This window comes from Shewanella sp. SM55, from assembly GCF_025654025.1.
Lineage (GTDB): Bacteria > Pseudomonadota > Gammaproteobacteria > Enterobacterales > Shewanellaceae > Shewanella > Shewanella oncorhynchi.
Window position 1 is genome coordinate 100,033 of the sequence record NZ_JAKKRS010000013.1, and the last position, 13,245, is coordinate 113,277.

At 49.6% G+C, this 13,245-nt stretch carries 10 protein-coding genes; 1 reads left to right on the plus strand and 9 read right to left on the minus strand.

Going from position 1 to position 13,245, the window contains the following annotated elements; translation table 11 throughout:
• Positions 1–64 precede the first annotated feature (64 nt).
• The 7 genes from fdhE to hutC form a co-directional block, all read right to left on the minus strand.
• Positions 65–970 (minus strand): formate dehydrogenase accessory protein FdhE, encoded by a 906-nt coding sequence (gene fdhE / locus L5L91_RS16080; RefSeq protein ID WP_263237112.1) that lies wholly within the window; start codon positions 968–970, stop codon positions 65–67.
• Entirely contained in the window at positions 970–1,611 is a 642-nt protein-coding gene (locus L5L91_RS16085; RefSeq protein ID WP_011982054.1) for a formate dehydrogenase subunit gamma, read from the minus strand. Before L5L91_RS16085 ends, fdhE begins: the two co-directional genes overlap by 1 nt.
• Positions 1,608–2,519 (minus strand): formate dehydrogenase subunit beta, encoded by a 912-nt coding sequence (gene fdxH / locus L5L91_RS16090; protein WP_275956790.1) that lies wholly within the window; start codon positions 2,517–2,519, stop codon positions 1,608–1,610. The genes L5L91_RS16085 and fdxH overlap by 4 nt, the downstream gene beginning before the upstream one ends.
• Before the next feature lie 2 nt (positions 2,520–2,521).
• The gene (fdnG, locus tag L5L91_RS16095) at positions 2,522–5,536 is read right to left on the minus strand and encodes a formate dehydrogenase-N subunit alpha (protein WP_173496974.1); all 3,015 of its coding nucleotides are present in this window, start codon (positions 5,534–5,536) and stop codon (positions 2,522–2,524) included.
• Positions 5,537–6,211: 675 nt separating this feature from the next.
• Positions 6,212–7,753, minus strand: a complete 1,542-nt coding sequence (gene hutH, locus L5L91_RS16100; protein WP_113941242.1) for a histidine ammonia-lyase — start codon at positions 7,751–7,753, stop codon at positions 6,212–6,214.
• Between the two features lie 52 nt (positions 7,754–7,805).
• Positions 7,806–9,473, minus strand: coding sequence for a urocanate hydratase (gene hutU, locus L5L91_RS16105; RefSeq protein ID WP_263237113.1), 1,668 nt, complete (start codon positions 9,471–9,473; stop codon positions 7,806–7,808).
• A 155-nt stretch (positions 9,474–9,628) separates the two neighbouring features.
• Positions 9,629–10,336, minus strand: a complete 708-nt coding sequence (gene hutC / locus L5L91_RS16110; RefSeq protein ID WP_263147157.1) for a histidine utilization repressor — start codon at positions 10,334–10,336, stop codon at positions 9,629–9,631.
• Between the two features lie 173 nt (positions 10,337–10,509).
• On the opposite strand from hutC, the gene hutI reads away from it, so the two are divergent.
• Complete coding sequence (gene hutI / locus L5L91_RS16115) at positions 10,510–11,736, plus strand: imidazolonepropionase (RefSeq protein WP_263185047.1); 1,227 nt, start codon at positions 10,510–10,512, stop codon at positions 11,734–11,736.
• 96 nt (positions 11,737–11,832) lie between these two features.
• Here the strand turns inward: hutI and L5L91_RS16120 are convergent, their stop codons facing one another.
• A complete protein-coding gene (locus L5L91_RS16120; RefSeq protein ID WP_263147162.1) occupies positions 11,833–12,585 on the minus strand; it encodes a siderophore-interacting protein in 753 nt (250 codons plus the stop codon).
• Positions 12,578–13,138, minus strand: a complete 561-nt coding sequence (locus tag L5L91_RS16125; protein WP_263147165.1) for a MarR family winged helix-turn-helix transcriptional regulator — start codon at positions 13,136–13,138, stop codon at positions 12,578–12,580. The genes L5L91_RS16120 and L5L91_RS16125 overlap by 8 nt, the downstream gene beginning before the upstream one ends.
• Between the last annotated feature and the right edge of the window lie 107 nt (positions 13,139–13,245).

A 13,245-nucleotide genomic window follows, 5' to 3' on the forward strand; every position in this document is an offset into this window, starting at 1 on the left:
TTTATAAAAAGCAGGAAGGGATCAGAAGCCCGACTCCCTCCCGCATTTGTTTAAGCTATGTGGCTTACGTGGTTTCGTGGGCCAGTAGCAGTGGGTTCAGTGTTGTGGCCCCAAAGCCCTTGGCATTTAGCTCACTGTCTAACATCAAGGTTGCGAGATCGTCTGCCGCCACATCCATAGACGGCGAGTTTTCGACGAACATCATCTTGGTGTAGCCATGACATTCATCGCAGCTTTCGATCCGCACTTGAGCCTTGGCATCATCTAGCGACCAAATCGTCATCTCTTTGTCCTGACCGCAACTGGTGCAATGGGCGCGAATGTAATGCCATTCGCTCTCGCACAGACTGCAATGCAGGTAGCGCAAACCAGCTCGGGGCTGATCGACAATTACACTCGCCACCGGATGACATCCACACACGGGACACATACTCTGCTGCGCCACCTTGCGCTGATCCATCCGCTTGATGACCATAGGTGCCCAATGCGACCAATAAACGCCCATCGCCGCCCAGATGAATAAGCTAAAACGGGCAGGCACTTCACTGACATGCCCTTGGCGTAGTGAACGCCCCCACGAACTCAGTTGCTCTGGCGATTGCAGCATCAGCAAACGCACTACCCGAGCTATGGATTCGTCCACCTGCGGCAACAAATCACTTAACAGTTGCTGTAGCAGTCCTTGCCAATAGCTATCTGCCTCTGAGCCCAACAGGGAAAGCGGAGTCGCCTCATCTTTCCCCCAAGCGAGAAGCTTACCGAAGTCAGCCTCCTGCGCTAACTTGGCCTGTACAGAGACCAAACGGCGACATAGCTCAAAGTAGTCAGCCAGCGGCGAGTCCTTGGCCAATGACAGCAAACGCTGCGCCCTTCTGTGGTACACAGCTTGGGGATCTGCCGCTTTTAACGGTTTAAGTTCCAGCGGCGATTCGCTGCCTTGGGCCAGAGTTATCTCGGCTGTATGACTCATTAATGTTTCTCCACATCCGAATGTTCATCCAGCATCACAGGGTGATGTTTGCGGCACCAAGCCTTAGAGACTTTGCCGTAAAGCATGCCTGTAACTGACCCTTCCACCCATGTCGCCATCCAGAAATGCACCATCACAAAAATCAACATGATGAGCGCACAAATGGCGTGCAACAGAATGGCCCAACCCACCACAGTGGCTGAGAAATAGGGCGCAAAGTAAGGCTGCCACATGATGATTCCCGTCACCGTTAAAGTGATAGATGTCAGCACGAAGGCGCGAAACAATACCTTTTGCCCAGGGTTGTAATGGCCGATAGGCGGGATTTTCTCCTCGTTCTCGAACATCACATCCTTAATGGCGAGCATCCAAGCGAGGTCGTGCTTTTCCCATTTGTTGTGTTTGTAGTAACGCACCAACATCAACATCAAAGGTAAGCACATCATCAAGCCCGCAATGGGATGAATAAACTTCGCCAATTGCGGTGTGCCCGCTATCGCCCCAAGCCATTGAAACGAAGGATAGAAGAAGGAAAAGCCAGTGAGAAATGTCACTAGGCCAACCGCCACAATGAACCAATGACAGATGCGATCGAACAGCTTGTGACGCACTATCATTTCTTGCTTATCATGCTTGCTCATTTGTCGGCCCCCTCTTCCTGCTTAGCCTCTTCCTCTGGCGGTTGATAACCCGGTTGGTCTTCTTCGACTATGTTGCGACCGACGGTGATCTTATGCAGACAAGCGACGGCGGCAGTGGCAAGAATGCCCATAGTGCCTAAAGGTTTGACCCAGTCCTGCCACAGAGTGAGTGACAGTGGGATCTGCGGGTTATCAGGCATGTTGTAGCTTTCGGGCTGATCGATATCGTGTAATATCATCATCATGCCCGTGCCACCTACACCCTCAGGGTTATAAAGTCCTGCCTTAGCAAAGCCCTTTTCCTTCAGTTCTTCGACCCGTTTTTGCGAGTAGAACAACATGTCCTCACGGGTGCCAAAACGCAGCGCCCCTGTGGTACAGGACTTAACGCAGGAAGGTTCCAATCCCACGGCCAAACGGTCAGAGCACATAGTGCACTTGTAGGCCTTGTTATCCTTAGGATCGATTTTGGGTACATCGAAGGGACAAGCACTGGCGCAATAACCGCAGCCGATACACTTGTCCGAATCGAAGTCCACCACACCATTGGCGTGCTGGATAATCGCGCCCGAGGTCGAACAGGCGGTTAAACAAGCAGGGTCGGCACAGTGCATACAGGCCGAGTGGGTAAATTGCCAACGCAGCTTGTTGCTTTCCATCACCTCATGGAACTCCATCAGGGTCCAACATTGGCCCGATAGCGACATAGGATTTTGGTAACTGCCTTGGAAAGTACCTACCTCTTCCCGTAAATCATTCCACTCAGAACACGCCACTTGGCAGGCTTTACAGCCATTACACTTAGTGGCGTCGAACAGCTTGGCGACCTTTTCTGACGAATTACGCCCCTTTGCCGCAGGCGTCACCGCTGAAGTACCGGAGCGACGGATAATGTCTTGTGATGCCATAATCAGATCCCCTCCGCTTTAGTGATGTTAACCAAAAATGCTTTGAACTCAGGCACCTGTGTATTTGCATCCCCCACTTCCGTGGTGAGTACGTTACAGGAGTAACTCTTACGAGTGAGTGCATTATGGCTGCCGTGACGGGGTAACCCGACGGTATGGACTAACTGGCCATTTACCTTTAACGGCTGTAGCCGTTTAGTCACTAAGGCTTTGGTTTCAATGCTGCCGCGTTTAGAGCTGACAGTGACCCAATCCCCATTGGCGATACCTTTTTCTGCCGCTAACATTTCATCGATTTCAACGAAGGTTTCTGGCATAGAAATCGCAGCTAAACGAGCATGCGTAGACCAGAAGTTAAAGTGTTCAGTTACACAGTAAGTAGTTGCCACATAAGGGAAGTCCTTATGGGAACCTAAGGTTTCCTTCACACCCGGTAACATACGTACCGCAGGGTTACTGGTGACCTTGTGTAACGGGTTCAACCCAATAGGCGACTCCATCGGCTCGTAGTGCTCAGGGAACGGACCTTCGGCCAATAATTTAAGGGCGAAGAAACGACCCACACCTTCGGGTTGCATGATGAAGGGGCCAGCGGATTCCTGTGGTGTTAACTTCATATTGAAGTCGCCCACATCGATACCGTGCCACTTACCGTCAACCCACTCGACGATAGTGCGTTTTGGATCCCAAGGTTTGCCGTTGATATCGCAAGAAGCGCGGTTATACAGCACACGACGGTTTGCTGGCCAAGCAAATGCCCAACCCGGAGTAACACCTTTACCGGAAGGATCATGGTTGTCACGGCGAGCCATCAAGTTGCCTTCTTCGGTCCAAGAACCCGCATAAATCCAACAGGCGCTGGCGGTACTACCATCAGCTTTCAGTTCAGCAAAACTACTGAGCTGACGTTGAGTCACGAGATCCTTACCGTTAAGCTCGCGAGCGATTTCTTCAGCGTGCGGTGAGTGAGGATTGTGGTAATTCCAGCTCATCGCGTGCACTGGTTCAGGCAGCTTACCGCCCTCTTGTTTGTACAGTTCACGCATTGCCATTAAGACGCCAGAGAGAATCTCAGCATCTGGCTTGGCTTCACCCGGCGGGTTAGCTCCCTTCCAATGCCACTGCATCCAACGGCCAGAGTTGACGATGGAACCTTCTTCCTCGGCAAAACACGTCGTAGGTAAACGGAACACTTCCGTCATGATTTCAGCGGGATTGACTTCATTGAAGCCATCGGCATTTTGCCAGAAGGTTGCAGTTTCCGTTGCCAAGGCATCCAACACCACCATGTATTTAAGATTACTCAAGGCTTTGAGTACCTTATTACGGTTTGGCATAGAGTTAATGGCGTTAACACCTTGGATAATGTAGCCATTCACTTCGCCGTGGAAAGCCATATCTAAGTGTTTAGTAAAGTCGTACTGCTTGTCCCATTTCGGCAACCAGTCATAACCAAAGTCATTTTCAACCGTGGCGTTATCGCCCCAAAAACTCTTCATTTGCGAAACAAAGAATTTAGGGTAATTTTGCCAATAGTTGGTTTGACCCGGACGCAGAGCGACAGGGGTATAGTTGTGGAGATAGGTTTTAAGATTAATGTCTTTTTCGTTCGGTAACTTGAGGTAACCGGGCAAGCTTTGACACAATAAACCCATATCGGTCGCGCCTTGCACGTTCGAGTGTCCGCGCAGAGCGTTAACACCACCGCCCAACACCCCAATGTTACCCAGCAGCAACTGCACCATGGCCATAGAGCGAATGTTCTGCGCCCCTTTACTGTGGTGAGTCCAACCTAAGGCATACATAAAGGTCGCGGCTCTATCGTGGGTATGAGTGCTACCAATTTGTTGGCAAACGATCTCATAGTCCGCAATCGGCGTACCGGTAATATTGCTTACTGTTTCAAAGTCATAGCGTTCAACATGTTGCTTCATTAAGTTCCACACACAGCGTGGATGTTCGAAGCTAGGATCGATTTTCGCGTAACCCTGTTCGTCTAACTCGTAGTACCAAGACTCTTTATTGTAGCTATCTGTTTCTTCATCGAAACCACTGAACAGACCTTCACTAAAGGAGAAGTCTTCGCGCACTATGTAACTGGCATTGGTATAAGCCTTCACATAGTCGTAGTTCACTTGTTTAGTTTCAATAAGATAGCGGATCACCCCGAGCAGGAAGGCGATATCTGTGCCCGAGCGGATCGGCGCATAGTAATCGGCTACAGCGGCGCTACGGGTGAAGCGAGGATCGACCACCAAAAGTTTAGCGTTGTTATGTTGCATAGCTTCTGTAACCCAGCCGAATCCGACAGGGTGAGCCTCTGCAGCATTACCGCCCATAATAATGATCAAATTAGAGTTTTTAATATCGATCCAGTGGTTGGTCATGGCACCACGTCCAAATGTCGGAGCAAGACTTGCTACCGTTGGAGAGTGTCAGTTACGCGCAATAGTATCGATTGCAACTAGGCCCAGTGCCCGTGCAAATTTCTGGGTGATATAGCCGCCTTCATTCGGCATCGCCGACGAGGTCATCATCCCAGTGCTAAGCCAACGGTTAACCGTCATCCCAGCAGAATTCTTTTCAATCAAGTTAGCATCACGGTCATTCTTCATCAGACGGGCGATGCGTTGGTAAGCTTCAGTCCAGCTGATACGAGTCCATTCATTACTGCCTGGCGCACGGTACTCAGGATATTTAAGACGATTAGGGCTGTTCACATAATCCACTAGACCAGCACCCTTAGGACACAAGGCCCCGCGGTTGACTGGATGGTCTGCATCCCCTTCGATATGGAAAATACTTTGTTCGGCGTTTTTGCCGTTACTTCCTTTGCTGTACATCAGCAATCCGCAACCCACTGAGCAATAGCAGCAGTTATTGCGGGTTTCTTTCGCGCTAATGAGTTTGAATTCTCGAACGGCCGCATAGGCCTTTTCGGACATCAATCCCAACGCTGAAATTGCTGAGGTGGCAGCTCCGGCAGCACACAGTCTAAAAAACTGGCGTCTGTTCATTGCGTCCTCTCACACTCTTGTCGTTATGAGTCTAGTGGTTGCTGTGGTAAAAATGGCAACCGATTGAGTGAGTCCTACTAAAGACCACACTTAATTTAAGATTATCCCCAAAGAAGAAATAGATAACAAATAATGACATGAGATCAAGATCTCAAATAAACAACCACAGAACTTAACTCCAAAAAACATTTCAAATAAAGCACCAAAGACCAACAAATGATAATAAAAGCACAATTTAAGGAATTAAAAACTAATAAACCACAAAAGACAATTTGTCCAACATGACAACCCCATATTGTCCCACATCATAGAGTTATGGTTATTAAAAATGATTATATGCATTCAAATATGCATAATGATGGCGGATAAAAACACAAAGGTAACGGTTTCTAGATGGATAGACAGCCACAAAAACTGACAATGTAAAGATTAGGGCAAAAAGTGCAGAGTCTGCGGTGTTAAACACACCAAAATGGCAAAGACAAAGATCGAGGAAAAGCAGATAAAAACCAAAGAAAAAGGTACAAGCAATCTGCCTGCACCTTAAATTTTGCCTTTTAACGCTTATTTTTAGCGCATTGAGGCGCAAAATCTGGGCGCGATAACAAAAGCGCCTCAGTGCAGCCTATTCCCGCGGAGTAAACACCTGTTCAGCCATTAAACTAAAACAAACGCCTAAAAGCTGGCTAGCGTTCCTGCTGGCAGATAAGTGTTAAAGCTCGCTGTATACAACAAATCTGTCGCGGCTTCGATATCTGGCGCGAAGTATCTGTCTTTATCGTAATAAGCGACGACTTCACGTAATTCGGCTTTAGCCTTAGCTACTGCGACACTTGGGGCTAAAGGCGCGCGGAAATCTAAACCCTGAGCCGCCGCTAACAATTCAATTGCCAGTACACCACGGGTATTTTCGCTCATATCGCGCAAGCGGCGGGCCGCAAAGGTCGCCATAGAAACATGGTCTTCTTGGTTAGCCGATGTTGGCAAGCTGTCAACTGATGCCGGATGAGCGTAGGTTTTGTTCTCAGACGCCAATGCCGCCGCCGTTACTTGGGCGATCATAAAGCCCGAGTTCACCCCGCCATTTTTCACCAGGAAAGGCGGCAATTTTGACAGGCTAGAATCGATCAATAGCGCGATACGACGCTCGGCAATAGAGCCCAGTTCAGCAATCGCAATCGCCAGATTATCCGCCGCCATAGCCACGGGTTCTGCGTGGAAGTTACCGCCCGAAATGATATCGCCCGTGTCTTGGAACACCAGTGGATTATCGGTTACGCCATTGGCCTCGGTGCCTAACACATCAGCCGCGTGACGAATTTGGGTCAAGCAAGCCCCCAGCACCTGTGGCTGACAGCGCAGTGAGTAAGGATCTTGCACCTTTTCACAATTAGCGTGACTTAGGCTTATCTCAGACTCTTCACCCAGTAGATGACGGAAGACCATGGCCGAATCGATTTGACCTTTCTGACCACGCGCCGCATGGATGCGAGGATCAAACGGGCTACGGCTGCCCATAGCGGCTTCGACGCTCATGGCACCGATCACTGAACTTGCTGCGAACAAGTCTTCGGCGTGGAACAACCCTTCCAGCGCCAGCGCAGTCGACGCTTGCGTGCCGTTAAGCAAAGCGAGTCCTTCTTTGGCCGCTAAATCGATTGGCTTAAGGCCAGCGATTTCTAAACCTTCGGCGGCAGAAATTAACTCGCCTCGATAGCTCATTTCGCCTTCGCCCAGCATAGGCAAACACATGTGCGCCAGTGGCGCTAAGTCACCCGAGGCGCCGACTGAACCTTTTTCAGGCACGCAGGGATAAACTTCGGCGTTCACTAAGCTGATTAAGAAGTTAATCACTTCTAAACGAATGCCTGAAAAACCACGGCTTAATGAGTTGATTTTTAACACCATCATCAAGCGCACTGTGGCATCTTGCATGTATTGCCCCGTGCCAGCGGCGTGTGACAACACGATAGAACGTTGCAGCAATTGCAGATCTTCGGGCGCTATCTTGGTATTGGCCAACAAGCCAAAGCCCGTGTTGATGCCGTAAACGGTGCGGCCTTCATCCAACACTTTTTGCACGATTTGCGCACTGGTGTTGATATCAGTAATCGCCTCTGGTGCGAGTTCCAGTGTCAACTTATGACGGCTGATTTCGCGCAATTGCGCTAGGCTCAAGCTGCCCGGCGTTAACACTAAGTGATTCACAGATTTCATATTTTTAGCTCCAAGCTTTTAGTTATTATTGTTATTGAGTCGTTAGCATCGGCTAGTCTTGCATAGGTAAATCGAGGCCCTGCTCCTTGGCGCAGTTTTTCGCAATCTCGTAGCCCGCATCGGCATGGCGCATCACGCCTGTCGCTGGGTCATTCCACAACACGCGGCCAACCCGTTTTGCCGCCGCATCTGTGCCGTCACACACAATGACCACACCCGAATGTTGGCTAAAGCCCATGCCGACGCCGCCGCCGTGGTGCAAAGACACCCAAGTTGCGCCGCTGGCGGTGTTGAGTAGTGCGTTCAGTAATGGCCAATCGGATACTGCATCAGAGCCGTCCAGCATAGATTCGGTTTCCCGGTTCGGGCTGGCCACTGAGCCAGAATCTAAGTGGTCGCGACCGATTACCACGGGCGCCGACAACTCACCGTTTTTAACCATTTCGTTGAAAGCTAACGCCAAGCGAGCGCGATCTTTTAAGCCCACCCAGCAAATACGCGCAGGCAGACCTTGGAAGGCAATACGTTCGCGCGCCATGTCTAACCAATTGTGCAGGTGTGGATTATCTGGGATCAGTTCTTTGACTTTAGCGTCGGTTTTGTAGATATCTTCGGGATCGCCAGATAACGCCACCCAGCGGAACGGGCCAATGCCTTCACAGAACAGTGGGCGAATATAAGCAGGTACAAAACCTGGGAAATCGAAGGCATTTTCAACGCCCATTTCAAACGCCATTTGGCGAATGTTGTTACCGTAATCGAGCGTGGCTGCACCCGCGGCTTGCAGGTCGAGCATGGCTTGTACTTGCACCGCCATCGAGGCTTTCGCCGCCTTAACCACAGCAGCTTCGTCGGTTTTACGCATGGCCGCAGCCTCAGCCATAGTCCAACCCTGCGGCAGATAACCGTTTAATGGGTCGTGTGCAGAGGTTTGGTCGGTCACCACATCAGGGGTAACGCCGCGTTTAACTAATTCAGCAAACACATCGGCGGCATTCGCTAATAAGCCCACTGATACTGGCTTACCAGCTTGGTTCGCTTCTTCAATCATGGCTAATGCTTCATCGAGCGAAGTAGCTTTTTTGTCAACATAGCGAGTACGCTGACGGAAATCGATGCGGGTTTCGTCGACTTCACAGGCTAACACTGAGAAGCCAGCCATAGTGCCCGCCAGCGTTTGTGCGCCGCCCATGCCACCTAACCCGCCAGTGAGGATCCATTTGCCTTTAGAGATACCCTCAAAGTGCTGTTTTGCGACCGACACAAAGGTCTCGTAAGTACCTTGGACTATGCCTTGAGTACCAATGTAGATCCACGAACCCGCCGTCATCTGGCCGTACATGGCCAAACCTAGCTTATCTAACTCGTTGAAATGTTCCCAGTTCGCCCAATGTGGCACTAGGTTTGAGTTAGCAATCAGTACGCGCGGTGCATCCGCATGGGTGCGAAATACGCCCACAGGTTTGCCCGATTGCACTAATAAGGTTTCGTCGTCTTCGAGGCGTTGTAAGACTTCGATGATTTTGTCGTAGCAATCCCAATCGCGGGCGGCGCGGCCAATACCGCCATAGACGACTAAGTCTTCTGGGCGCTCGGCGACATCTGGATGTAAGTTGTTCATTAACATACGCATTGGCGCTTCTGTGAGCCAACTCTTACAGCTTAATTGTGTGCCATGCGGTGCAATAATACGGCGGCTTGGGTCGTGGCGCTTATCCATTGAATTTTCCTCTTTCAACCTGTGGTGCTAACTCGTATTCGCTAAGTCGCTAATACGGGTTAGCACTATTGTTTTTATTGTGTTTTTATCTTTTAACTTATAAGGGTACAGCTATCAAAGTTACTGATTTACATCTGTTAATCACGCCACTGGCGTTACTTGCTAAAGGTTAAGTGGCCGCCGAGTTTAAAGCGGCTACCTGGGTGAACTAATTTTGCGAAACTCACGACGCCTTGGCGTGACCAAGTGCGGCGTAAAATCTGTAAACAGGGCTCAGTGGCGGGGATTTCGAGCCTTTGCTGTAATGCTTCACTGGCGATAATCGCTTCAATCGTGTGATGCGCCTCGGTCAGCGGTGCCACTTGGGACAAATATTCGTGGGGTGTCTGCTGGGTAAAATCCTGCAATAAATAATCGGGTACCAGCTCAGGATTCACATAACGCTCTTCAACTTGCAACGGTAAGCCCTGCTCGCAATGCACTAAGATCGAATGGAAGACTGTCGCACCGTGCTCAAGCCCAAGGGAAATTGCGATACTCGTACTCGCCACGACTTGTTCTAACACCCATTGCTGCACGCTATAGCCGTGGCCGCGGTCTTTTATCTCATCGGCAATATTGCGGATCGCCAACATAGACGACTGGGATTTACACCCTGCGACGAAGGTGCCTAGCCCTTGAGAACGCTCAAGCACACCGCTATCCGTCAGTTCGGTTAACGCACGTCGCGCCGTCATTCGGCTGCAGGTAAACAAATCGGCAAGCTGATTCTCAGAAGGCACGCGAGCATGCTCTTCCCACTCACCCGACTCGATAGAGGAGATAATGTATTGCTTAATTTCTGCAAACTTAGGTGTAGCCAAAACATTTCCTCAATATAAAGCGCTAGAATCTAGGTGCTATTCACTCTTTCAAACGTTCAAAATTGCGGCTACAATCCTAGCTTGTATATACAAGTAAATACAAGCCAGCTCACATAAATTTAATAAACCGTTAATCACTTGGTTAACATCTGCCAGCACAGCAAGGGGAATACATGTCTTGGGATCAGGTTTGGATAGACGTTAACTTAGCCACAATGGACCCTTCCGTATCAGCACCTTATGGTTCGATCACCAACGCGGCCATCGCAGTAAAAGATGGCAAAATTGCTTGGCTTGGCCCCCGCAGCGAACTGCCCGCCTTCGATGTGTTGTCAATTCCCGTTTACAGGGGCAAAGGCGGTTGGATCACCCCAGGATTAATTGACGCCCACACCCACTTAATCTTTGCCGGTAATCGCGCCAATGAATTTGAGTTACGCCTACAGGGCGCCAGTTACGAAGAAATTGCTCGTGCAGGTGGAGGTATTATTTCAACCGTTAAAGCTTGCCGCGAAGCGGATGAAGCAGAATTATTTGAACTCGGCCGTCAGCGTTTAAACGCGCTGGCCAAAGAAGGGGTGACTACGGTTGAGATCAAATCGGGTTACGGCTTAGATACTGAAACTGAATTGAAAATCCTGCGTGTCGCCCGCGAGCTCGGCAAGCATCACCATGTAGATGTGAAGACCACATTCCTTGGCGCCCATGCGATTCCGCCAGAATATAAAGACAATAGCGACGGCTACGTCGACTTAATTATCAATAAGATGCTGCCCGCAGTGATCGCCGAAAACCTCGCCGATGCGGTAGATGTGTTCTGCGAGAATATCGCCTTTAACCTTGAGCAAACCGAACGGGTACTCAGCGCAGCCAAAGCGGCGGGCTTAGAGATTAAGCTCCATGCCGAGCAGTTAACTAATATGGGTGGCAGTGCACTGGCCGCACGTCTTGGTGCTAAGTCTGTAGATCATATCGAATATTTAGATGAGACAGGCGTAAAAGCCTTAAGTGAAAGCGGCACCTGCGCCGTACTACTGCCGGGCGCCTTTTACTTTTTGCGGGAAACCCAAAAACCACCTATCGATTTATTGCGCCAATACGGCGTACCTATGGTACTCGCCAGCGATTTTAACCCAGGTTCATCCCCCATTTGCTCAACCCTGTTGATGCTGAATATGGGCTGCACCTTGTTCCGTTTAACACCAGAAGAAGCCCTAACAGGACTCACCTTAAATGCCGCCAAAGCACTCGGAATTGAAGACACTGTTGGCAGTTTAGTCGTTGGCAAACAAGCCGATTTTTGTCTGTGGGATATCGCCACGCCTGCACAGTTGGCCTACAGCTACGGCGTCAATCCCTGCAAAGATGTAGTGAAGAATGGCAAGCTAGTTCACCAGTAGCATAGATCCATCAATAATAGGTGCATCAGCAGCATAAACGGCATAAGCGAAGGTTAGATAAGGTCGCTCAATCAAACTTGGCGACCTTATCTGAATTTAAACACTGGCCCCATTTTCTAACAGCTCATCTTCTTGCTTTACCAGCTTATGCTCACCTTCGTTACAGCCTATTTTCCAATAGCTCGAGGTATAAAAATGACTCTTAGGCAATGCATGCGCTTGCTTAAAGTGTCTTCTTAACGCGCGCATACTATTAAATTCACAGGCAATCCATACGGCAGGCTCGCCAGCAAGCCAAGGTAATTGGGCTATTCGCTCAACCAAAGGGCGACCTTCGGGATCGGCCTCAGGATTGATCACCCAATGCAGCTCGACATGTTCAGGATGCACGAGAGGTTGAATGTCGGCTTCGCTCAATACTTCAATCACGGCATAACCCACGGCATCCTTTGGTAATTGCGCTAAGTTCACGCTAATGGCGGGTAAGGCTGTCATATCACCTGCGAGTAAAAACCAATCCGCCTCAAAGTTGATCAGTTTTTTAAGTCCGGGTCCGCCAATTTGAATGAGTTCGCCCACCTGCGCCGTTTTCGCCCAACTCGATGCGGGGCCGTCGGTATCGTGCAGCACAAAATCCACATCGATTTCATCATCGCGTTGCTGACGGATAGTGTAAGTTCGCATTAATGGACGCTCACCCGCTTGTGGGAATAACAACTTGATATAGGCACTCTCTTGATCGGCAGGAAACCCAGCCAATCCCGCACCGCCTAAGGTGATGCGTAACATATGCGGAGTGATATAAGTCGAGCGGATCACTTCTAGCTCACGTGGTGCAGGTTTATTCATTATGATTTTCTCCTATTGCGTTTTCTGCCGTTAAGCGCAACTCAATGGCTCCTTTTCCAGCCGTATCTTTTGGCTTACTAGATGGTCTTTTTTGAGTAAGGCAATCAGTTTCACTTTTGGCGGCAGCGGCATCATCCACACTTTTACTGATCCTATTGGCAAGTTTAATAAAAGTATCGACTTCGTCTGAACTGAGCGCCTGCGTCATGCGCGCCACGGTTTTACGTTCTGAGGCATTGATCTGAGTCATGATCTTTTCCCCCTCAGCCGTGGGTCGCAGCAACTGACTGCGGCCATCCTTAGGGTTATCGATTTTAGTGATCAACCCACTCTGCTGTAGCTCATTAAGAACACGGGTAATTTGTGCTTTATCCCGCTGCATACGCAGGGCGATAGACTGGGCCGTCGATTCAGGATTACGACAAACCCCCTTCAAGGCACGGATATGAGTGACAGGTAAATCAATCTTTTGTGCAGCAATATCACTACGCAATTGCTTTTTGTAGGCTTGCACTAATCTGTGCAAGGTTTCACTGAGTGACAATGAAGGCATAGAAGGCTCTCGATATAGTTGACTGTATCAACAATATCGAGATTAGTTGATTGTGTCAACTATACCGGCTAGCGTTAAACAATTATGACGATGCAACATTATAAATC